At 65.1% G+C, this 20,855-nt stretch carries 16 protein-coding genes, 4 tRNA genes and 4 pseudogenes; 17 read left to right on the forward strand and 7 right to left on the reverse strand.

Annotated elements, in window-relative coordinates:
• Positions 1-10: 10 nt before the first annotated feature.
• The 9 genes and pseudogenes from ACOQPP_RS15815 to ACOQPP_RS15855 form a co-directional block, all read left to right on the forward strand.
• Positions 11-505: pseudogene (locus ACOQPP_RS15815) on the forward strand (restriction endonuclease subunit S); the annotation flags it as partial.
• A 211-nt stretch (positions 506-716) separates the two neighbouring features.
• Positions 717-1,358: a restriction endonuclease subunit S gene (locus ACOQPP_RS15820; RefSeq protein ID WP_420636898.1), complete on the forward strand. Its 642-nt coding sequence runs from the start codon at positions 717-719 to the stop codon at positions 1,356-1,358.
• Positions 1,274-2,788: an ATP-binding protein gene (locus ACOQPP_RS15825; RefSeq protein WP_420637382.1), complete on the forward strand. Its 1,515-nt coding sequence runs from the start codon at positions 1,274-1,276 to the stop codon at positions 2,786-2,788. Before ACOQPP_RS15820 ends, ACOQPP_RS15825 begins: the two co-directional genes overlap by 85 nt.
• Positions 2,785-5,930 (forward strand): annotated as a pseudogene (locus ACOQPP_RS15830) (type I restriction endonuclease subunit R). The gene ACOQPP_RS15825 and the pseudogene ACOQPP_RS15830 overlap by 4 nt, the downstream one beginning before the upstream one ends.
• The gene (locus ACOQPP_RS15835; RefSeq protein WP_420636899.1) at positions 5,920-6,660 is read left to right on the forward strand and encodes a M48 family metallopeptidase; all 741 of its coding nucleotides are present in this window, start codon (positions 5,920-5,922) and stop codon (positions 6,658-6,660) included. The pseudogene ACOQPP_RS15830 and the gene ACOQPP_RS15835 overlap by 11 nt, the downstream one beginning before the upstream one ends.
• A 100-nt stretch (positions 6,661-6,760) precedes the next feature.
• A tRNA-Arg gene (locus ACOQPP_RS15840) sits at positions 6,761-6,835 on the forward strand.
• 66 nt (positions 6,836-6,901) lie between these two features.
• Positions 6,902-6,987 (forward strand) — tRNA-Leu (locus tag ACOQPP_RS15845).
• Positions 6,988-6,994: 7 nt separating this feature from the next.
• Positions 6,995-7,080 (forward strand) — tRNA-Leu (locus tag ACOQPP_RS15850).
• Positions 7,081-7,125: 45 nt separating this feature from the next.
• Positions 7,126-7,199: transfer RNA gene (locus tag ACOQPP_RS15855), tRNA-Arg, on the forward strand.
• Positions 7,200-7,729: 530 nt separating this feature from the next.
• On the opposite strand, the gene ACOQPP_RS15860 is transcribed toward ACOQPP_RS15855, so the two are convergent.
• The 3 genes from ACOQPP_RS15860 to ACOQPP_RS15870 form a co-directional block, all read right to left on the reverse strand.
• Entirely contained in the window at positions 7,730-9,070 is a 1,341-nt protein-coding gene (locus ACOQPP_RS15860; RefSeq protein WP_420636900.1) for a Fic family protein, read from the reverse strand.
• Positions 9,071-9,158: 88 nt separating this feature from the next.
• Positions 9,159-10,916 carry a hypothetical protein gene (locus ACOQPP_RS15865; protein ID WP_420636901.1) on the reverse strand — a complete coding sequence of 586 codons (1,758 nt, stop codon included), beginning with the start codon at positions 10,914-10,916 and terminating at the stop codon, positions 9,159-9,161.
• A gap of 95 nt (positions 10,917-11,011) precedes the next feature.
• Entirely contained in the window at positions 11,012-12,631 is a 1,620-nt protein-coding gene (locus ACOQPP_RS15870) for a M28 family peptidase (RefSeq protein WP_420636902.1), read from the reverse strand.
• A 171-nt stretch (positions 12,632-12,802) separates the two neighbouring features.
• Between ACOQPP_RS15870 and ACOQPP_RS15875 the strand changes: the two are divergent.
• The 3 genes and pseudogenes from ACOQPP_RS15875 to ACOQPP_RS15885 all read left to right on the forward strand — a co-directional run bounded on the left by ACOQPP_RS15875 (position 12,803) and on the right by ACOQPP_RS15885 (position 14,949).
• Positions 12,803-13,065: pseudogene (locus tag ACOQPP_RS15875) on the forward strand (DUF433 domain-containing protein).
• Positions 13,056-13,723, forward strand: a pseudogene (locus ACOQPP_RS15880) (SDR family NAD(P)-dependent oxidoreductase). Before ACOQPP_RS15875 ends, ACOQPP_RS15880 begins: the two co-directional pseudogenes overlap by 10 nt.
• 173 nt (positions 13,724-13,896) lie before the next feature.
• Positions 13,897-14,949 (forward strand): TRAP transporter substrate-binding protein, encoded by a 1,053-nt coding sequence (locus tag ACOQPP_RS15885; RefSeq protein WP_420636903.1) that lies wholly within the window; start codon positions 13,897-13,899, stop codon positions 14,947-14,949.
• Positions 14,950-14,976: 27 nt separating this feature from the next.
• Here ACOQPP_RS15885 and ACOQPP_RS15890 read toward each other — a convergent pair whose 3' ends face one another.
• Positions 14,977-16,131 (reverse strand): ATP-binding protein, encoded by a 1,155-nt coding sequence (locus ACOQPP_RS15890; RefSeq protein WP_420636904.1) that lies wholly within the window; start codon positions 16,129-16,131, stop codon positions 14,977-14,979.
• Positions 16,132-16,293: 162 nt separating this feature from the next.
• Between ACOQPP_RS15890 and ACOQPP_RS15895 the strand changes: the two genes are divergently transcribed.
• From ACOQPP_RS15895 to ACOQPP_RS15915, 5 genes are read left to right on the forward strand one after another with little or no spacing between them, the layout of a single operon-like run.
• Positions 16,294-16,452, forward strand: a complete 159-nt coding sequence (locus ACOQPP_RS15895; RefSeq protein ID WP_420636905.1) for a hypothetical protein — start codon at positions 16,294-16,296, stop codon at positions 16,450-16,452.
• Positions 16,449-16,970 (forward strand): TRAP transporter small permease, encoded by a 522-nt coding sequence (locus ACOQPP_RS15900; protein ID WP_420636906.1) that lies wholly within the window; start codon positions 16,449-16,451, stop codon positions 16,968-16,970. Before ACOQPP_RS15895 ends, ACOQPP_RS15900 begins: the two co-directional genes overlap by 4 nt.
• Positions 16,970-18,244, forward strand: a complete 1,275-nt coding sequence (locus tag ACOQPP_RS15905) for a TRAP transporter large permease (RefSeq protein WP_420636907.1) — start codon at positions 16,970-16,972, stop codon at positions 18,242-18,244. Before ACOQPP_RS15900 ends, ACOQPP_RS15905 begins: the two co-directional genes overlap by 1 nt.
• 51 nt (positions 18,245-18,295) lie before the next feature.
• Positions 18,296-18,490, forward strand: a complete 195-nt coding sequence (locus ACOQPP_RS15910) for a type II toxin-antitoxin system HicA family toxin (protein ID WP_419167713.1) — start codon at positions 18,296-18,298, stop codon at positions 18,488-18,490.
• Positions 18,490-18,993: a type II toxin-antitoxin system HicB family antitoxin gene (locus ACOQPP_RS15915; protein ID WP_419167712.1), complete on the forward strand. Its 504-nt coding sequence runs from the start codon at positions 18,490-18,492 to the stop codon at positions 18,991-18,993. The genes ACOQPP_RS15910 and ACOQPP_RS15915 overlap by 1 nt, the downstream gene beginning before the upstream one ends.
• A 36-nt stretch (positions 18,994-19,029) precedes the next feature.
• Here ACOQPP_RS15915 and ACOQPP_RS15920 read toward each other — a convergent pair whose 3' ends face one another.
• The 3 genes from ACOQPP_RS15920 to ACOQPP_RS15930 all read right to left on the reverse strand — a co-directional run bounded on the left by ACOQPP_RS15920 (position 19,030) and on the right by ACOQPP_RS15930 (position 20,808).
• Positions 19,030-19,179 carry a hypothetical protein gene (locus ACOQPP_RS15920; RefSeq protein ID WP_420636908.1) on the reverse strand — a complete coding sequence of 50 codons (150 nt, stop codon included), beginning with the start codon at positions 19,177-19,179 and terminating at the stop codon, positions 19,030-19,032.
• A 139-nt stretch (positions 19,180-19,318) separates the two neighbouring features.
• Complete coding sequence (locus ACOQPP_RS15925; RefSeq protein WP_420636909.1) at positions 19,319-20,146, reverse strand: type IV toxin-antitoxin system AbiEi family antitoxin domain-containing protein; 828 nt, start codon at positions 20,144-20,146, stop codon at positions 19,319-19,321.
• A gap of 107 nt (positions 20,147-20,253) precedes the next feature.
• Positions 20,254-20,808: a flavin reductase family protein gene (locus ACOQPP_RS15930; RefSeq protein ID WP_420636910.1), complete on the reverse strand. Its 555-nt coding sequence runs from the start codon at positions 20,806-20,808 to the stop codon at positions 20,254-20,256.
• Positions 20,809-20,855: the final 47 nt, after the last annotated feature.

Raw genomic sequence — 20,855 nt, forward strand, 5'->3', positions numbered from 1 at the left:
TGAGGGGCAGATGGCCGGGGAGAGCCGTGATCCGGACGGTCCGGAGTACGGGCCGAAGGTACCTGCGGGATACCGGCGGACCGACGTAGGGGTGATTCCGGAGGATTGGAAGGTAGACAGAATCGACCAACATACATGCATCAAGACTGGCTCGAAGAATACGGAGGACAAGGAAGAGGGCGGACAGTATCCGTTCTTTGTTCGATCTCCGGATGTCGAGCGCATCGGCACCTATTCGTATGATGGCGAAGCGGTGCTAACGGCGGGCGACGGGAGTCGGAACCGGGAAAATTTTTCACTACGTTCGTGGCCGGTTCGACGTGCATCAACGAGTCTATCGCATTTCCGACTTTTCAGATCAGCTGAACGGACAGTATTTTTTTTCCAGTTCAGCGAACGATTCTACCATCGCATCATGTCCATGACGGCGAAGTCGTCCGTTGATTCCGTTCGGATGGAGATGATCGCTGGCATGCTGATTCCGCTGCCTCCACGCCGCGAGCAGCGGGCCATCGCCGCCGTCCTTTCCGACGTTGACGAGCTGATCGGGTCGCTGGAGGCGCTGATCGCGAAGAAGCGGGCCGTCAAGCGGGCCGCGATGCAACAACTCCTGACCGGCAGGATCCGGCTGCCCGGATTCAGCGGCGAGTGGGAGACGAAGCGGTTAGGAGAAGTTTGGGGTATTCCGCAAAGGCAAGGGCATCAGGCGAACCGAATTGCGGGAGATCGGATCCCGTTGCGTACGGTACGGAGAGCTCTACACCCGGTATCAGAACTATGTGGTCAACCCGGTATCCCGGATTCCGAAGGACGTAGCGGCAACGGCGTTGCGGATCGAGAAGGGCGAACTGCTGCTTGCCGGGTCGGGAGAGACGGCAGAGGAAATCGGCATCTGTGTTGCGTACATCGGCGAAGAGCTCGCCTATGCCGGTGGAGACATCATCGTCCTGAGGGCCACTGGACAGGATCCGGTTCATCTCGCGCACCTACTGAACGCCCCGGTCGCAGCCCGCCAGAAGGCGCGTATGGCTCAGGGAGATGCAGTCGTTCATATTCGCAGCGATCACTTGGCCGAAGTCGAGTGCCCCCTACCCCCCCTCCCTGAACAGCAAGCCATAGCTGGCGTCCTCTTCGACATGGACACTGAGATCGCCGCGCTCGATCGCCGCCTCGACAAGACCCGCGCCCTCAAGCAGGGCATGATGCAGCAGCTCCTCACCGGTTCCATCCGCCTTCCCATCCCCGGAGCCGTTCCCGAGGACGAACCGGGCCGATCCGGATCTTCATCAGCAGCGTCCAGCGCGAGTTCGCACGGGAGCGTGAGCATCTGCGCGACTACGTGCGCGGCGATCCGCTGATGCGACGCTTCTTCGAGGTCTATCTGGACGAAGTCGGGCGGTGCGACATCTACGTCGGTCTGTTCGGTACCGACTACGGATTCGAGGACGAGGATGGAATCTCGCCCACCGAGCGCGAGTTCGACCGGGCCACCGAGCTGGAGAAGCATCGGCTGATCTTCGTGAAGGGCGCCGAGGGAGACGAGCGCCACTCGAAGATGCGTGCGCTCATCAACCGGGCGCAGGCCGGTCTGGTAAGGAGGCGCTTCGCTACCCCGGCGGAGTTGGTGGCAGGCCTATACGCCGCACTCGTCCAGTATCTGGAAGCGAAGGAACTGTTGCGCTTCGGACCGTTCGACGACGCCCGCTGCTCGGGCGCCGCCCTTGACGACCTGAATGTCGAGGGCATGTACCGTTTCATCCGCGTGGCGCGGAGATCGCGGAAGTTCCCGCTGCCGGAAGAGACGCCCCCGCCGGACCTGCTCAGGCACTTGAACCTGTTGAGCGGGGGACGGCTCACGAACGCGGCCGTGTTGCTGTTCGGCAAGGCTCCGCAACGCTTCCTTATCTCCTCGGAGGTCAAGTGTGCGCACTTCCACGGGACCGAGGTCGCCAAGCCGATTCCCTCCTACCAGGTGTACAAGGGCACGGTCTTCGAACTGGTGGACCAGGCGGTGGACTTCGTGATGAGCAAGATCGCTCTGGCCGTGGGCACGAGGGCGGAGACCGTCCAGGCGCCCGCGGCCTACGAGATCCCGAAGGAGGTCGTGACGGAGGCCATCGTGAACGCGGTGGCGCACCGGGACTACACCGACAACAGCAGCGTTCAGGTCATGCTCTTCGCGGACCGGCTGGAAGTCATGAATTCCGGTCGGTTGCCTCCTTCGCTCACCGTGGAGAAGCTGCGCGTGGCGCACCAGTCGCTGCCCGCCAATCCGCTGATTGCCGAGTCGATGTACCTGCTGCGCTACATCGAGAGGATGGGCACCGGGACGGTGGACATGATCCGGCGTTGCGCCGAGGCGGGCCTGCCGGAGCCGGAGTTCGAGGCCGGCGCGGGTTTCGTGACCCGGATCTGGCGGAAGGCGGAGACCACCCCGAAAACGGAGCTGACTACCCGGAAACCTGCCTCGACTACCCCAATCACTACCCCAAAAACGGGGCAAGCTACCCCAATCACTACCCCAAAAACCGTCCCGGAACGAATCCTGGCTCTCCTGGCCGCTCAACCCCGGATGACTCGGAAGCAGCTTGCGGAGCGCGTCGGCCTCACGCTGGATGGAATCAAGTACCACATGCGCCGCCTGAAGGCATCCGGGGCGATCGTTCGGGTCGGCTCGTCGCGAGCAGGCCACTGGCAGGTCCTCGAACCCGGAATTTCTGGTTCAGCCAGAAAGCAACCAGAAAACAACCAGAAACCTGCCGGCCCCGACCCCGAAGGCCCCCGATGACCGCCGTCGGCGAACTCGAGATCCGGACCCAGCGCCGCGTCATCGACCATTTCCGCGACACTCTCGGTTACCGATACCTGGGCAAGTGGCACGAACGCCCGAACAACCGGAACATCGAACCCGAAATCCTCACGGAGTTTCTCACGCGCCAGGGCCACGACCCGGCCATCACGACCAAAGTGCTGGACAGGCTCGACAAGGCCGCGGCTCTGGGCGGGGGAAGGGCGCTCTACGACGCCAACCGCGACGTCTACGGCCTCCTCCGCTACGGTGCGAAAGTGCGGCCCGCGCTCGGCGAGTCCACTCTCACCGTCAACCTGATCGATTGGGAGAATCCGGCCGCCAACGACTTCGCCATCGCGGAGGAAGTCACGGTCCTCGGCCATAACACGAAGCGGCCCGACATCGTGCTCTACGTCAACGGGATCGCGCTCGGCGTACTCGAACTCAAGCGCTCGACGGTCTCGGTGGCGGAGGGAATCCGCCAGAACCTGGACAACCAGAAGAAGGAGTTCATCCAGCCGTTCTTCACCACCGTGCAGCTCGTCATGGCGGGCAACGACACCGAAGGGCTGCGCTACGGCGTGATCGAGACCCGCGAGAAGTATTGGCTCCGCTGGAAGGAAGCCGACGCTCTCAGCCACGACGACGCCGCCTCTCCCCTCCTTGCCGAACTCGGTCATCTGTGCGCGCCCGACCGCCTGCTCGAACTGATCCACGACTTCGTGGTGTTCGACGCCGGCGTCAAGAAGATCTGCCGCCACAACCAGTACTTCGGCGTGAAGACGGCCCGGGATTACGTCCGCCGCCGCGAAGGCGGGATCATCTGGCACACCCAGGGCAGCGGCAAGAGCCTCACGATGGTGTGGCTGGCGAAGTGGATCCGCGAACTCGAGGGCGTGGATGGCCGCGTCCTCATCGTCACGGACCGCACCGAACTCGACGAGCAGATCGAGAAGGTCTTCATCGGTGTGGACGAGGACATCTACCGGACGAAGGACGGAGCCGACCTCGTAGAAGCACTTGGTGATCCCGCCAAGTCGCTGATCTGTTCCCTCGTCCAGAAGTTCGGCAGTTCCGAGGAGGGGAACATCGACCGCTACGTGAACGACCTCTGGGCTCACTTGTCAGATGGTTTCCAGCCCCCGGGGGAGATCTTCGTCTTCGTGGACGAATGTCACCGTACGCAGTCCGGCAAGCTGCACGCCGCCATGAAGGCGATCCTTCCCGGAGCCACGCCGATCGGGTTCACCGGGACACCGCTCCTCAAGTCCGACAAGAAGCGCAGCATCGAGATCTTCGGCCCGTACATCCACACCTACAAGTACGACGAGGCGGTCGACGACAACGTGGTTTTGGACCTGCGCTACGAGGCGCGCGACATCGACCAGAGCATCACGTCGGAAAAGAAGATCGACCGGTGGTTCGACGCGAAGACGAAGGGCCTCAGTGACCTGGCCCGCGCGCAGCTCAGGCAGAAGTGGGGCACGATGCGGAAGGTCACGAGTTCGCTGGACCGGATTCGGAAGATCGCGGCCGACATCCTGATGGACATGGAGACCAGGGACCGCCTGCAGAATGACCGCGGCAACGCCATGCTCGTGTCGGACAGCGTCTACGCGGCCTGCCGCTTCTTCGAGGTGTTCAGCGAATCCGAACTGAAGGGCAAGTGCGCCATCGTCACCTCCTACAGCCCGGCGGCAGGGGACATCAAGGGCGAAGAGACGGGCGAGGGTCTCACGGAGAAGCTCCTCAAGTATGAGGTGTACCGAAAGATGCTCGCTGACCACTTCAGCGAACCTGCCGAAAGGGCCATGCACAGGGCCGAGCAGTTCGAGAAGGAGGTCAAGGGGCGCTTCGTGAACGAGCCGGGGCAGATGAAGCTCCTGATCGTCGTCGACAAGCTGCTCACCGGCTTCGACGCCCCGCCGGCGACGTATCTCTACATCGACAAGAGAATGCAGGACCACGGTCTCTTCCAGGCGATCTGCCGCGTCAACCGGCTGCACGGGGAGGACAAGGAGTACGGTTACGTCATCGACTACAGGATCTGTTCCGGTCGCTGGAGGGCGCGATCCGGGACTACACGGGCGAAGCGTTCGAGGGCTATGACCGCGAGGACGTGGAAGGGCTGCTGAAGGATCGTCTCGAACAGGGACGGGAGCGGCTGGAGGAGACCCGCGAAGCAGTGAAGGCGCTGTGCGAACCCGTTGAACCGCCCCGGGACACGGAGGCGTACCTGCGCTACTTCTGCCACGACGGAACAGGCGACCCCGCCGGGGGGCTCGCCGCCAACGAACGGAAGCGGCTCACGCTGTACAGAATGGTGGCCGCCTACCTGCGTGCCTACGCCAACCTGGCCAACGAGATGATCGAGGCCGGTTACGCCGAGGCCGAACGGCAGGCCATTCGGGAGGAGGTGAGCCACTACTAGAAGGTCCGCCAGGAGGTCAAGCTGGCCAGCGGGGACTACGTCGATCTCAAGCTGTTCGAGCCCGCCATGAGGCACCTCCTCGACAACTACATCAGAGCCGAGGACAGCGAGGTCGTTACCGCGTTCGACGACATGACGCTCGTGGACCTGCTTATCAAGAATGGCAGGGACGCGATCGACTCGCTCCCGGAAGGGATCCGGCGCAGCCGTCGCGCCGTCGCCGAGACGATCGAGAACAACGTCCGCCGCCTGATCGTCGACGAGATGGCCGTAAACCCGAAGTACTACGAGAAGATGTCGGCCGTGCTCGAGGCGCTCGTCAACCAACGCAGGGAAGAGGTGATCGAGTACGAAGCCTACCTGAAGAAGGTCATCGAGCTCGCGGAGAAGGTGAAGCGCGGGGAAGGCGGTGGTTCGTATCCCCCCAGCATCAACAAGCCGGCGCTCCGGGCAATCTACGACAACCTGCCGGACGAGTTGCTTTCGGAACGCGTGGCCGAGCCCGGCGCGGAACCCTGGCCTGATCCCGGCGAAGTCGCTGCGCTGGCCATCGATGAGGCGGTTCGCCAGACCCTGATGGCCGGCTGGCGTGGCCATCCCATCAAGGAACGGAGGATCCTGCGGGCGATCCGCGACGGGCTCGGCCCAAAGGGAGAGGAACACGCGCTCGCGATCTTCAAGATCGTGAAGGCGCAGCATGAGTTCTGAGGCCGTCCGGATGGAGATCCGCGGCATCGCGGTCGAAGTGGCCCGCAAGGACATCAAGCACCTGCACGTGGGCGTCTACCCTCCGGAGGGAAGGGTGCGGGTCGCGGTGCCGCTACGGCTCGACGACGACGCGGTGCGGCTGGCAGTGATCTCCCGGCTGGCTTGGATTCGCCGTCGCCGCGACGAGTTTCAGCGGCAGGACCGCCAGTCGCAACGCGAGTTTGGCACCGGCGAGAGCCACTACTTCGAGGGACGCCGCTACCGCTTGGATGTGGTCGTGTCGGACGGCCCGAGCGGCATACGGGTGCGCGACGCGGGCTGGATCGAGATGCGGGTTCGTCCCGGCACGGGCTGCCACGCGCGCGAGGCCATGCTGTATCGCTGGTACCGGGCCCGGCTACGGGAGCGGATTCCCGAGATCATCGCAAAGTGGGAACCGCGGATCGGGGTGGTCGTGGCCGACTGGCGGATCCGGCGCATGAAGACGCGATGGGGCACCTGCAACCGTGAGGCCGGCCGCATCTGGCTCAACTCGGAGCTGGCCAAGAAGCCCGTGTCGTGTCTGGAGTACGTCGTCGTGCACGAGATGGTCCACCTGATCGAGCGGAGGCACGACGACCGTTTCCGAGGCATCCTCGACCGCGTGCTGCCGAATTGGCGCCACCGGCTCGACGCACTGGCCCGGGAGCCCCTGGCGAACGAGACGTGGCGGACATGCGCCGAGGCCTAGACCTTGGCTGAGCTGTCGTCGGACTTGTGGACGCCGGGTCCCCACCTCATTAGATTGCGTCCACGGCGCGTCGCCTCTTCCGGCGACGCGTTTCGTGTCTGCGCCCGTAGCTCAGCCTGGATAGAGCGCTTGCCTCCGGAGCAAGAGGTCACAGGTTCGAATCCTGTCGGGCGCACTCGTCCCGACGGAGTTGGCAGGGCCGGTCCGTGGGGCGACTCCCGGACCTGAGGCGGGGGCGCAGGCTCGGGTGGCGGAAATGGCAGACGCGCAGGATTCAGGATCCTGTGGGATTAACATCCCGTGGGGGTTCGACTCCCCCCCCGAGCATCCACCGGCCCAGGTGGCGGAACTGGCAGACGCGCTAGCTTGAGGGGCTAGTGTCCTTTTACGGACGTGGAGGTTCGAATCCTCTCCTGGGCATGCAGTACCGCGGGATCTTCTGATTCCGCACGCATGACATATCGAGCGCCCGTAGCTCAACTGGATAGAGCACCTGACTACGGATCAGGAGGTTGGGGATTCGAATTCTCCCGGGCGCATGTTTCCTTCCTTCGGAAGTCAACCAGCGCCCGGCAGAATTCTCGGTGCGCTCGTGGAGCTTCGCTCCCCTTCGCTGGCCGAATTCTCCCGGGCACGTCCTTTCTTGAGCACCAGCGCCCGGCAGAATTCTCGGTGCGCTCGTGGAGCTTCGCTCCCCTTCGCTGGCCGAATTCTCCCGGGCACGTCCTTTCTTGAGCACCAGCGCCCGGCAGAATTCTCGGTGCGCTCGTGGAGCTTCGCTCCCCTTCGCTGGCCGAATTCTCCCGGGCACATCCTTTCTTGAGCACCAGCGCCCGGCAGAATTCTCGGTGCGCTCGTGGAGCTTCGCTCCCCTTCGCTGGCCGAATTCTCCCGGGCACGTCCTTTCTTGAGCACCAGCGCCCGGCAGAATTCTCGGTGCGCTCAGGGGGACGCCCCCCCGGGAGCTGATCAAGGCCTCCCAGGCGATCGCTCGGCGGACGGCCGGATACTTCAACGGGTCTTCTCGACAACAGGATGCCATCACATGCGCGGGTGACGCGGGAGGTAGTCAAGCCTCGAGGCGTTTGAGGCGATCGGCGAGATCCGGCTGCGGATAGAAGTAGAACGTCCGGCCCAGCTTCCGTCTGGTCAGGAGCCCGCGAGCGGCAAGATCCAGCAGGTCGGTGCGAGCGGTCTGGTAGACCACGTTGTGGCTGCTCCGATGAGACCGGATCGAGTAGCGGCTCCGACCGTTGGGGTGCTTCAGAGAGTGGCTGAGGAGCGCAAGCTGTCGATGGTTGAGAACCACCGCCTGCCGCAGGAGGGCCTCGACACGTCGGACCTCTTCTATCTTCACGTCGAGGTGGACGTGCACTGCCTCAATCGCCCGCCGGATTATGCCTAGCTGGTAGAGCACGAAATAGGTCAGGTCGTTCTGGTCCGTCTCGGTATACAGGTAGGCGCGAGCGTACTTGGCCGGTTGCGAGCGAAGAAGCGTCGAAATCGAGATGTACTCGCAAAGCCAGTAGCCCTGCGACAGCATGGACCAGTAGAAGAGCGCCCTGGCCGTTCGACCGTTGCCATCGACGAACGGGTGGTCGTACCCGACCCAGAAATGAAGGATGATGGCGCGGATGACCGGGTGTACGAAGGCGTCTCCATCCTCCCCATTGGCGAACGCGCACATCCGGTCCAGGCGTGCCTCAAGTTCGTTGGCGTCCGGTGGGCGGTGGAGGATTTTGCCATCGAAGTCGCTCACGACGACGTCGTCCTCCCGCCGCCGCAACCGGCCGGCGGCGTCGGGGTCATCAAGCGTACCGGCGGTGACGACTCTCTGGAGCTCGAGAATCCGCTCGGGCGTCAGGCGGTCACGCGCGAACTGCCGCACCCTGCGCATGGCCCTGTAGTTGTTGAGGATCATCTGCTCGCTCTGATCGGTCGGCTTTCGGCCGGTCCTGATCATGTCCTTGGCTCTCTCGATCGTTGTGACCGCACCCTCAAGCTGACTGGAAGCGATGGCCTCCTGTATCAGAGAGTTGATGATGTACCGGTCTCGCGTTTCCGGACTCGTGACCTGCTCGCTGATCTCTATCTTCCCGCTCGCGTCCCGGTCGATCTTTTGGATGGCCTGGAGCACGGTATCCGTCATCGAGAACGTGAACGGTGTGCCGGTCTTGTCCAGGAGGGTGATCGGCTTGGCGAGTTGCGCGCGGGCGAACTTGAGCGCAAGCCACCACGCACGGGTGGTGAGACCGGCGGGTGGATCGAGGTGCCGAAGCTTGTCCCAGTGGCGGTAGCGGCCCTTCACCTCGGGCCCGGTCGCGGCCGTGAGGATGCGTGCGGCCTCGGACATGAGATCCTGGTCGCTCAGAAGCTCGCGAAGGGTCGGCCCGGACGTGGGGATCTTCACCGAAGCATGCTCCAAGTACTAACGATGTACTAATTTGTGTCAGATTAGTATTTGGACGGTTGTCGCGCCACCCGCAGCGCGCAACCTACTACTGACGTACTAATTCAACAAGATTTAGTATTTCATCGCGGCGTGGAGCCGGCCCGGGCCGTCCGGTATCGCGCGCTGGCCCCCCGGCATCCGTATCGGCCTCCTCCAGAATCAACGAATAACTTCCGCCTCCCCCACTCACTTCCAGGTAATACGTTCCGGCATCCAGCACGCGGGTGATGCGGAAGTTGAAGCCCTCCCCGGACGAATAGTCATGCGCGATCCAGGAGCCGCTCCCGTCGTACAGTACCCCGTCCGTGTCCGTATCGCTCTGCGTGAACGCGCCGAGAGGGAAGCCGTCCGTCGGGACCGAGAACTCGAAAAAATCACGGTCCCGGGCCGCCAGAACGCCCGGAACCGTATCGCCGATGGACACGGACGTCGCCGTAGCGATCGTGTTCCCGTGATCGTCGGGCTCGGCCTCTTTCAGAATCAGGGAGTAATACCCCGCTTCGCGGCGGTAACTTCCGAAGACGCGCAGGTAGTACCGCCCGGCATCGAGGGTCCGGATGATGTGGAAGTTGTCCCCCACGCCGGAGTCGGCGTCATCCGCCAGGCGGGAGCCGTTCCCGTCGTAGAGTGTTCCGACCGCGTCGGTCGTCCCCTGCGTGAACACGCCCAGGCGCAAGTCGTCGGTCGAGACCGAGAACTCGAAATAATCCTCGTCCCCCGGCGTCAGAACGCCCGGAACCGTATCGCCGATGGACACGGGCGTGGCGGTAGCGATCGAGTCGCCGTGATCGTCGGCCCCGGCCTCCTCCACGATCAGCGAATAACTCCCCGTGTCCCACCCGCTGACGCTCAGGTAATGCGTTCCCGCATCCAGGTCCCGGACGATGTGGAAGTTCAAGCCCTCGCCGGCCGAGTTGTCCGACGCGATGCTGACACCGCTCCCGTCGTACAGCACTCCGTTGGTGTCCGTATCGCCCTGCGCGAACGCGCGCACGGTGAAGCCGTCCGGGACCGAGAACTCGAAGTAATCCTGGTCCCCCGGCGTCAGGACGGCCCGCACCGTATCACCGATGGACACGGAGGTGGCTGTCGCAAACGAATCGCCGTGATCGTCGGCCTCGGCCTCCTCCAGAATCAACGAATAACTCCCGGCGCCGCGGCTTACGCTCACGTAATACGTTCCGGCAGCCAGCTCCCGGATGATGAGGAAGTTCAGGCCCTCGCCTGTGTCGTAGTCATGCGCGATGCGGGTACCGTTCGCGTCGTACAATGCCCCCACGGGGTCCGTATCGCCCTGGGTGAACGCGCGGAGCCGGAAGGCGTCGGTCGGGACGAAGACCTCGAAATAATCCTCGTCCCCTCGCCCCAGAACCCCCTGTATCGTATCGCCGACGGATGCGGCCGCAGCCAGCTCGATCGAGCCGCCGTAGTCGGTGAACACGGCAAAATCGGCGACGGCGGACCGGCCTCGCGGAGCAGTGGCCCACACGGTCACGTCGGTTGAACCTTCGCCCCCGACGGATTCCAGCGTCAGCACACCATCGTCGATAGCGACCGTCACGAGACTTGGGTCCGATGTCTCCGCGTGGAAGCGGAGCGTGACGCTGTCCAGGCTGCTGAAGATGGTAACGAGATCCAATTCGATGGTTCTTCCAACCGCGACGTATTGGTCGTACACCCACTCTTCAGGAGGCAGATCCCTGGGCACGGCCAGCGGACCGTCGCCCCCGCACGCGGCAAGGAGGCCCAAGCCCGCAAGCTGATACAGGCGCCGGGAACGGCGCGCCGCGATTCGATGTCGCATACTCATCACCAGGGATGTCAGGTCACCGAAGAGGTGTGACCATTCCCCCTAGTAACGTTGCGGTCGCGGAGATTCTTACGAGATCTCCCTTAGCCTTAGCGGGTGCTTTCTCCTGAACTCCGAGCCGGGGGACGGCAATCCGGCCACTGCGAGCCATCCGGCATCGCGCGCTGGTCGCGGGGCATCGGCTCCGGGTCCTCGGAGGCCAGGTAGGCGAACAGCGCGGTCATCACGGCGTCGTCGCGCAGGTCCTCGAAGATGATCTTGTCGAAGGAGTCCCGGTTGGTGTGCCAGGTGTAGGTGCTCGTGTCCCAGCGGTTGTCGGCGATGGTCATTTCGCTGCGGCCGGCGCCCACGTGGAAGCTGAAGGCCGGGACCCCCGCGCACAGGAAGGACGCGTGGTCGGTCCCGCCGGATTCGGGCATCCCCGGGATCTCGAGGGTGACGAGATCCGCGAGTTCGCTCGGGACCTGCGCGAGCCAGTCGCCGAAGCGCCCGCCGGCCGCGGCGAAGCCCTGCATGGGGATGAAGGTGACCGGCCCGTTCCCGTGATCGATGTTGAACACGGTGTGGGTGCGCTCGAGGATCTCGGGGTGGTCCTCGACGAAGGCGCGTGACCCGTTCAGACCCTGTTCCTCGCCGTTCCAGAGGGCGCCGATGATGGTGCGGCGGGGGTTCGGGACCGCCCGCTTCAGGATGCGCATCGCTTCCATGATGGCGACCGCGCCGGTGCCGTTGTCGAGCGCGCCGTCGGAGCCGTCCCAGGAGTCGTAGTGGCCTCCGAGGATGACGTACTCCTCGGGTTCGGCGGTGCCGGGGATCACGGCGAAGGCGTTGAAGACCGGCACCTCGCCGAGGAAGCGGGCCTGGGCGTCGACGCGCAGTACCGGCCCCTGACCGTTCTCGGCCAGCCGGTATACGAGCCCGTACGCCTCGCAGCTCAGGTCCAGCAGCGGGGCCCGCTCGTTCCCGGTGCCGAAGATCTTGTTTACGCCCCACCCCTCGGACCACTGCGAGCGGATGATCCCGGCGGCCCCGGCAGCGTCCAGCGCTTCAGGCAGCGCGCGCCGATCGACACCCGTGTTCTCCTCGCGTTCGCGCCACTCTCGGGCCGCGCGCTCGCGCTCCTCCGACATGCGCGCCAGCGTCTCGGGTCGTGAGAACTGCTCGAGGTTCTCCCGCGGGCGGCAGCTCGCCTCCGGTCGCGAGATGAGGACGAACCTGCCCCGCACTTCCGGCAGCCACGCCTCGAACGCTGCGGGGCCGCCCACGTCCGCCAGGATCACGACCTCCGTCTCGACGGGGCCATCCGTGGCCGGGCTCCACGCGGCCGCCGTGCCCTCGAGCGACCGCACCCGCGGCGAGACGAGATCGATGTGGGTGATACCTCGCTCCCAACTCCGCCAGGTGCCGTACTGCTCCTTGTACGCCTCGATGCCCCACTCCGCGTACTTCGCCAGCGCCCAGTCGTTGGCGCCGGCCATGGCGGGCGAGCCGGTGAGGCGCGGCCCGATCGAGTCCATCATCACCTGGCCGAGCGCGTAGACCTGCGAGCGCTCGACGCCCTCCTCCCAGATCGCCCGGATGACCGGATCGTCGGAGGGAAACGACTGGGCGGCCGCGGCCGCTTGGGTCGCGCCTGGCGTCACCGGAGCGGTCAAGGCGAAAAGGGATGCCACCGAAGAGGCGAGTCCGACTCGAACCGAGGGCTTCATGGATCGCTCCGGGAGAGGATAGGACCTGTCACACCCGATACCGCACCACCGTCACGAAGGTAGAGGTGGCCAGCGGGCTGCGGAATGAGCTTGGGCTCGATGGCGGTCACGGAGAGCCGTGCCAGCGGGCGGGATTTGACCCTCCCATCTGGCCAACGGATACTCTGGGGCATGAACCACTTGGATCGCATCACCCTGGAGCCGGGGAAGAGAGGCGGCAAACCGTGCATTCGCGGGCTCAGGACCACGTGTGCGATGTCCTTGAGTACCTGGCGTCCGGGATGACAGAAGCGGAAATACTGGCGGACTTCCCGGACTTGGAGTTCGAAGACATCCGGGCAGCGCTGGTTTTTGCGGCGGAGCGTGAGCGCAGGCTCGTTTCGATCCGCCCGGGTGAAGTTCCTCGTCGACGAGAAAGTGCCCCATGCGTCTAGAAGGCAAACGCGCCCTGGTCACCGGCGGCTCGCGGAGCATCGGTCGGAGCATCGCCCTGGGCCTGGCCCGTGAGGGCGCGGACGTGGCGGTCAACTACCGGCGGAGTCGCGAGGACGCCGAGAGCGCCGTCCGCCAGATCGAGGAGATGGGGCGCCGCGCGGTCGCCGTGCAGGGCTCTACGGACTCCCGATCCGACGTCGAGCGCTTCGTCGCCGAGGCGCACGACTTCCTGGGTGGCCTCGACATCCTGGTGAACAACGCCGGGATCCTGAAGCGCACGCCCCTCCTCGAGATCGCGAGGAGGAGTGGGACGCCATTCTGAACGTCAACCTGAAGGGCTACTTCCTGGTCGGTCAGGCGGTAGCACGCCGCATGGTCGAGGCCGGAACGCCGGGTGCGATCGTCAACGTGTCGTCCGCCGGGCAGGCGGTGGCCGCCCCGAACCTCACCCACTACTGCGTGTCGAAGGCAGGGGTCGAGATGCTCACGAAGCAGATGGCGCTCGAGCTCGCGCCCCACAAGATCCGGGTGAACGCCATCGCACCGGGTCTGATCGAGACCGACATGAACGCGGACATCGCCAGGACGAGTTCCGCGAGCGCCGCCTCGCCCGCAGGAGACGACGTGGTGGGGGCTGTCTTCCTCGTCGAACGATGAGGCGCGTCTCGTGCGGCGCCTGTTCATCGACGCCGGCCAGACGATCCCGCTCGGGGAGATCGGCGCCCCCGACGACGTGGTGGGGGCCGTCGTACTTCCTCGCGGTCGAACGACGAGGCGCGCCTCGTGACGGGCGCCACCCTGTTCATCGACGCCGGCCAGACGATCTGGCGGTGCCTAGAGCGCTCCTCCGGCTCCGCTTCGGTTTGGCGGGGGTGGCGACGCTCCTGCCGGTGGCGTGCCGTGGCCCCGGCCCCGGCGATTCCGACCCGCCCACCGACTCGCTCGCCTGGGAAGTTCGCTTCTCCCACGTGCTCTCGACCAACTCGGAGTTCCACCTCATGGCGGAGCGGTTCCGGGAGCTCATGCTGGAGCGCACCGACGGGCGGTTCCGGGTCGTGATCTATCCGTCGGGACAGCTCGGGGGCGAGCGCGTCGCCTTCGAGCAGATCCAGGTCGGCGCGGTCCACATGGCCATCACGGGGACCCCGGTGCTCTCGGGCTGGGTGCCGGAAGGGCAGATGTTCGATCTCCCGTTCCTGTTCGAGACCCGCGACCACGGGCTCTCGGTGATGGACGGCCCCATGGGAGATTGGTGGCGCGATCTCCTCCTCGAGCGCACGGGCGTCCGCTCGCTGGGGTTCCTCGACTACGGGTTCCGCCACGTCTACAACAAGCGCCGACCCGTCGAGACGCCCGAGGATCTCGCCGGACTCAAGCTCCGGGTCCTTCAGAACGCGACGTACCTGGCGGCCTATTCGGCGCTGGGCGTCCAGGCGACGCCGATGAACTACGGCGAGGTCTACTCCGCGCTCCAGCAGGGCGTGATCGACGGCGGCGAGGCGAACGCGATCGGCTTCGTGAGCAGCCGGCTCCACGAGGTGGCGAAGTTCTACAGCTTCACGTCCATCACCTACAACCCGATCACCCTCCTGGTGAACGAGCCGTTCTATCAGGGGCTTCCCCCCGAGATCAGGGAGACCATCGACCGCGCCGCGGCGGACGCGCTCGCCTACCAGAGCGAACTCGCCCGCCGGATGGAGGTGGACGCGGTGGAGGAAATGCGCGCGGCAGGCGTGGAGATCTCCCGACCGAACCTGGCGCCGTTCGCTCCGGTCGTCAGACCGCGCATCCGGGACGAGCTGGCCGATCGGCTGCCGGACGGCGAGGCGCTGATCGCAAGGCTGGTGGCAGAAGCGGAGCGCACGGCTTCCGGCAGCCGGTAGAAGTCCGGGGTACGGTCCGCGCCAGGGTCACACCAGGCGATCGTGGCGGAGTTGCCGGGTGAACTCTTCGGCGGGCAGGATGTCGATGCCGTCAGACGTCCGCCGGGCACGAGGTTCCAGGCAAACGATGACTCGGCGCGCGATCGAAGGGTGATCGCGAATGACGCTGCGGAGACCCCGGAGATGGCGCGAGCCGATCTTCGCGCTCGCCTTGGCCTCGACCGCGAGCTGCATGTCGCCAACCACGAAATCCACTTCGGTCCCGCCGGCCAGCCGCCAGTACGAGAGCTCGCCATCGAATTCCCGGTAGCTGAGCCAGGCGAACAGCTCGTGGCACACCCAGTTCTCGAAGGCCTTTCCGTACAACTCCGAGCCGGGAGCCAGGGGACCACGCCGCGCGAGCCGGTTCACGATTCCCACATCAGCGAAATAGAACTTCGGCGCCTGAATGACCCGCCGCTTTGGGCGCGAACGATAGGAGGGGACCCAGCGAGCCAGAAGCATGTCCACCAGGACCTGGAAGTAGTTCTTCACCGTGTTTTGCGCGACGCCGCATTCCGCGGCGACGTTCGAGAGGTTGACGATCTCTCCGTCACACAACGAAGCCGCGTCGAGAAAGCGTGAGAAGGCGGGGAGTTTCCGGACAACCCCCTCCGTGGCGACCTCCTGGACCAGGTAGTCGCTGATGTAGGCGTCCAGGAGACGAACGGGGCGGGGGGCCTGGTAGATGCGAGGGAGATAGCCTGTGTTGAGCAGACGGGTCAGGTCGAAGTCGTCACCGAGCTCGGCCGCGGCGATCCCCAGCAGCTCGTAGCGGACGGCCCGCCCCCCCAGGAGATTGGCGGCGCCCCGCTTGACCTTGGTCGCGCTCGATCCGCACAGCGCGAAGCTGACGCCCCGGTTCTCCATGAGCCAGTGAACCTCGTCCAGGAGTGCGGGCACCTTCTGGACTTCATCGATGACGATCTGACGGTCCCGGTGGGACCCCTCCGCTTCGATTTCCTGGCGAAGAAATTCCGGGTTCGTCAGGTAACGCCGGAACTCGTCGCTCTTCAGCAGGTCGACCCACCGGCCATCCGGATAGCACTGGCGCAACAGGGTGCTCTTGCCGGCCTGGCGTGGCCCCCAGAGGAAGAACGTCTCCGTGCCGGCGTCCGGCAGAATCAGTGATCGTTTGAACATGAGCTGCAAGTTATCATGATAATTTGCAGTAGCAATGCATATCATCAGCAATCAGGTTGACGTGGACACGCGGCAGCATGACACGTTGTATCGCAACAGGGATACAGGAGGGCTCGATGAAGGCACACAAGTTCGCTGCTCCAAGTCCAGATGGAAGCCGAGATGAGACGGAAGGCGACGACGGCCTTGCCGAACGCGCAAACTCGCGCGGCCATGGCCGAGGTTGACGAGATGGTGAGAGAGCGCGCTGCGCGATTGCCGAGCGCGGACGAACTGTCCGAGGAGCTTGCAGCGGAAAGCGGCTACGAACTCTTCGAATGACAAAGCGGCTGCGGACGCTCAACCGAACCCTGATCGCGCTCGAGACCTATGCCGTCGGCATTCTCGTGATCGCGGTTTGCGACGTGGTCCTCCTCCAGGTTCTCATGCGCTACCTCTTCGCCTACCCGAATCCCTGGAGCGAGGAGGTGTCGCGCTTCTGCTTCATCTGGATGTCGCTGCTTGGGGCCTCGCTGGCCGTGGCTCGGCGGGCACACTTCCGGTTCGATCAAGTCACCGAGCGGTTGGCCCCGCGCACGAAGCGGGTCGTGGAGACGTTCGCGGGGGCCGTCGTGCTGGTGTTTGCGCTCCTCCTCATTGCCACGGGCATCGCCCTCATGGACCTGACCATGGGAGAGCGCTCCGCCGCGCTGAACCTGCCCGTCGCGCTCGTGTATGCTGCTGCGCCGGCGTCCGGCGTGCTGATGGTGATCCACCTCCTGGCAGGGCCGGCGGTCAGCGATTCGGAGCAGCCGCAGGAGGCGGGGCCGGCGGGGCACTCGGTCGGGGAGACCGGCTGATGGGCGGGCTCCTCCTCGGCGTCTTCGGCCTCCTGGTGCTGGCCGCCGTGCCGATCGGCTTCGCGCTCGCGATCGCGGCCGTCGTCGCCATCCTTGTAGCGGACCTTCCGCTCGTCGTCATCCCGCAGCAGATCGTCGCGGGGATGGATTCGTTCCCCATGCTCGCCGTCCCCCTCTTCATTCTGGCCGGCTTCCTCATGGATGTCGGGGGGATCAGCCGCCGCCTCGTGACGCTGGCGCGGTCGCTCGTGGGACACCTCCCCGGAGGGCTGGGGCAGGTGGTCATCGTGACCGAGATCTTCTTCTCGGGCGTGTCGGGCTCCACCTCCGCGGACGCCGCCGCCATCGGGGGCATCATGGTGCCCCAACTGACCGCGAACGGGTACGGCCGGGCGCGCGCCACCGCGATCGTCTCGGCCGCGTGCGGGATGGGGATCCTCATTCCGCCGGCCATCGTGATGGTCGTCTACGGCGTCATCGGCAACGTCTCCATAGGCGCCCTGTTCGTCGCCTCGATCGCACCCGCGCTCCTCATCGCCGTGGGCCTGATGACGCAGATCGGGTGGGAGGCGCGAAGGGAAGGGTGGCCGGCCGCCGAGCGCGCCTCCCTCGCGGACCTCCGCCGCGCGGCGATCGACGCCGTGCTCCCGCTGTTCATGATCGTGGTCATCCTGGGCGGCATCCGCTTCGGCCTCTTCACGCCCACGGAAGCCGCGGCCGTCGCCGTGGCCTACGCCCTGCTCCTGGCCGGGTTCGTGTACCGATCTCTCACCCTCGCGGAGCTGTGGAGCAAGATCGTCAAGACCGCCATGGTGTCGGGGATGGTGCTGTTCGTGGTGGGTGCCGCGCGCCTCCTGGGATGGGTCCTCGCCGTCCTGCAGGTGCCGCAGGCGCTGGCGTCATCGGTGGTGGGGATCGGAGGCGGCCAGATCGGCTTCATGGCGCTCACGATTCTCATCTTCCTGCTGCTCGGCGCCATCCTCGAGGGCGTACCCGCCGTCGTCCTGCTGACGCCGATCCTCCTGCCCCTCGCGACACAACTCGGAATCGATCCGGTGCACTACGGCGCCGTCATCGTGGCGACCCAGGGGATCTCGGTGTTCCTGCCGCCCGTCGGCGTGAGCCTCCTCGTGGCCTGCTCCGTCGGAGGAGTCGAACCGGCGGAGGTCGCGCGCCCGCTGTGGCCCTACCTGGCGCTCATGCTGGCGCTCACGGTGGCCATCGCGTTCCTGCCCGGGGTGGTCCTGTTCCTGCCGGAACTTCTGGGGTATTGAAGGCAGTGAGGTTCTTGAACGAAACACCGTGCCGTGTGTATAATACACACCATGTCGAGCAGGGAGATCATTCGCAAACTGGTGGCAGATGGCTGGACGCTTCGGAACACCCGCGGAAGCCACCACCAGTTCGTTCATCCCGACAAGCCCGGTCGAGTGACGGTGAAGCACCCCAGCAAGGACATCCCGATCGGGACGCTTTGCAGCATCTATCGGCAGGCCGGTTGGGAATGGGAGGATCGCTGATGCGCTTTCCGATCGTGGTTCACAAGGACGCGGACAGCGGGTATGGAGTCACCGTGCCCGATCTTCCCGGCTGTTTCTCGGCCGGCGACACCCTCGACGAGGTGATCGAGTCGGCCCGGGAGGCGATCGCGTGCCATATCGAGGGGCTCCTGCTGGACGGCGAACCGGTCCCGGCCAGGGCTTCGCTGGAAGCACACCAGGGGAACGATGACTACCGGGGTGGTGTGTGGGCGATCGCCGAAGTGGACATTTCGAAGCTCTCGAGCAAGACGAAACGAATCAATATCACACTGCCCGAGCGGGTACTGGCCATCGTGGACCAAGCCGCGGTGCGCGAAGGCCAGTCAAGGTCCGGCCTGCTGGCTCGCGCGGCGCTCAGCTATCTCCAGCGTCAATCGGCCGGAGATTTGTCAGGTCTTCTCACCGACAGACCCGACTCAAGTCATGCCTACGGGGCCGACTCGGCACAGCAGACGCCGCGTCGGCGGGGAGACGGCGAGTAAGGCTGGCGCTATCAATGCGATGAACCGGCTGGGGCGTCAGTACTTGATGTCGCTCCGGCTGCCCGTCATCCCGATGTTGCCGACTCGGCGACCCATCGTGTAGTGCTCGCCGCTCCCCGCGGTCATCCCGAAGAAGTCCACGGCGGGCACGATCAGGCGACCGGCGTCGTCGACCGCAGGTTCCACCCTTGAAGACCAACCGCCCGGCCAGGAACGGGTGTTCTGCGATGCCTCGGAGGGCCCACCCTAGGTGCGTAATCCAGCTCCATGGTCCGAGGCTCGACGCCCGCCACTCGCGCGCGTCGGCGAATCTCCGCGTCCCGAATCATGTCCGCCTCCGGAGCCCTTCCTCCGGGAGATTGACCTCAATTCGCCAGCGGGTGGCGATCCGGTGGGGCTTCCTTGGAGTGGACGGATCGAGTTTGCTGATTCCGGCAGTGAGGAGATCCAGCCATCCATGCAGCACCGCCCGCTCCGGAGGATGGGTCAGCTCGACGCTCTCGACCAGAAACCCGAGCCGCTTCACAACGGCGCCGGAGCCAAAGCGGTGCAGATAATCCGTCATTCGGTCCCAGTCGAAGTCGCCGTCTCCTGCAAGCAACGCCTCGCCGACCTGGCCCACTCCTCCGCTCAACTCGGGCCTGTCGAGGCAATCCACGATCGTCTTCTCCCGATCCGTGACCTCGACCTGGAATGGCCCGGCGCGGTATACGTGGCAACCGAAGAACTTCCGAGGCTTCACCCGGACGATCCGGAACCGCATCCCGAGAACCTGGGGTGTGCGGCGTTCCTTGCGCGCGGTCGTCTGCACGTAGGTAACGCGTGGGACCTGCTCGGTGAGGTTCCAGTAGTTGAGGGCGGACCAGTAGCCGACCACGGCATGACTCACCAGGTGCCCCGCAATGACGTAGGCGTCCTCGGTCCAGGTGCGGTCGGGGCCGGCTTCGAGTGGGACGATGAGGTACTTCCCCTTCTCAATGCGCTCCAGCCAGCCCTTGTCGACGAGTCGTGCCAACGCATCCCTGGTCGCCTTGCCTTCGCCGAGTACTTCGTACGCATCCTTCGTTGCGAAGATCTGCTTCCCACTTGCTGCCAAGATGGTAAGAAATGACGCTTCGGCATCGCTGAGGCTTATTATATTATGATACGTCATTACCGCTCCTACATGCGTTAATCACGTATCGAAATGTAGTCCATGGGGATAGTTTCCGCCAACACCACTCCTGCATGCGGGGTGCCCCAGACGCTGGCGTCGGGCCGTCAGTACTTGATGTCGCTCCGGCCGACGGTCATCCCGATGTTGCCGACTCGGCGACCCATCGTGTAGTGCTCGCCGCTCCCCGCGGTCATCCCGAAGAAGTCCACATCGGGCACGATCAGGCGACCGGCGTCGTCGACCGCGCCCTCGAGGACGGTCGTGGCCACGACCTCCGCGAGGAAGAGCTTCCGCTCGGGCGGCACCTCGAGCGAGTCGAAGATCCGACACTCGCAATGGATGGGGGACTCCTCCACCGTGGGCGCATCGACTACGGTCGCCGCGCCTCGCGTCAGACCCGAGAGCTCGAACTTGTCGGCTACGCGTCCGGAGTTCATGTCGACGGTGTCGAACGCCTCGACCATCGATGCAAGCGGGACGTTCAGCACGAACTCGTCGTGGATCTCCAGCAGTTCCCTCGCTTGATGCTCTAGGCCCGCACTCACCCCGATCTGAGGCGGGTCGCCGCTCACGACGAACGTCCACAGCACCGAGATCTCGTCAGGGTCGCGGGGCCGGCCGTTCACGGTGAGCAGGATCGCCGGGACGGGCGGAAGCATCGGACCCGGCTCCGCAAGCGAGCGGCGAGGGCCCGTGAGCGGCGCCG

The organism is Candidatus Palauibacter sp. (assembly GCF_965222475.1).
Classification (GTDB): Bacteria; Gemmatimonadota; Gemmatimonadetes; order Palauibacterales; family Palauibacteraceae; genus Palauibacter.

What these genes read in the sequence shown, in the direction of transcription:
- ACOQPP_RS15835 (WP_420636899.1), top strand. Translation starts at nt 5,920, where the DNA reads ATGAGTTCTGAGGCCGTCCGGATGGAGATCCGCGGCATCGCGGTCGAA.
- ACOQPP_RS15865 (WP_420636901.1), bottom strand. Translation starts at nt 10,916, where the DNA reads ATGCGACATCGAATCGCGGCGCGCCGTTCCCGGCGCCTGTATCAGCTT.
- ACOQPP_RS15870 (WP_420636902.1), bottom strand. Translation starts at nt 12,631, where the DNA reads ATGAAGCCCTCGGTTCGAGTCGGACTCGCCTCTTCGGTGGCATCCCTT.
- ACOQPP_RS15890 (WP_420636904.1), bottom strand. Translation starts at nt 16,131, where the DNA reads ATGTTCAAACGATCACTGATTCTGCCGGACGCCGGCACGGAGACGTTC.
- ACOQPP_RS15895 (WP_420636905.1), top strand. Translation starts at nt 16,294, where the DNA reads ATGAGACGGAAGGCGACGACGGCCTTGCCGAACGCGCAAACTCGCGCG.
- ACOQPP_RS15900 (WP_420636906.1), top strand. Translation starts at nt 16,449, where the DNA reads ATGACAAAGCGGCTGCGGACGCTCAACCGAACCCTGATCGCGCTCGAG.
- ACOQPP_RS15905 (WP_420636907.1), top strand. Translation starts at nt 16,970, where the DNA reads ATGGGCGGGCTCCTCCTCGGCGTCTTCGGCCTCCTGGTGCTGGCCGCC.
- ACOQPP_RS15910 (WP_419167713.1), top strand. Translation starts at nt 18,296, where the DNA reads ATGTCGAGCAGGGAGATCATTCGCAAACTGGTGGCAGATGGCTGGACG.
- ACOQPP_RS15915 (WP_419167712.1), top strand. Translation starts at nt 18,490, where the DNA reads ATGCGCTTTCCGATCGTGGTTCACAAGGACGCGGACAGCGGGTATGGA.
- ACOQPP_RS15925 (WP_420636909.1), bottom strand. Translation starts at nt 20,146, where the DNA reads ATGACGTATCATAATATAATAAGCCTCAGCGATGCCGAAGCGTCATTT.
- ACOQPP_RS15930 (WP_420636910.1), bottom strand. Translation starts at nt 20,808, where the DNA reads ATGCTTCCGCCCGTCCCGGCGATCCTGCTCACCGTGAACGGCCGGCCC.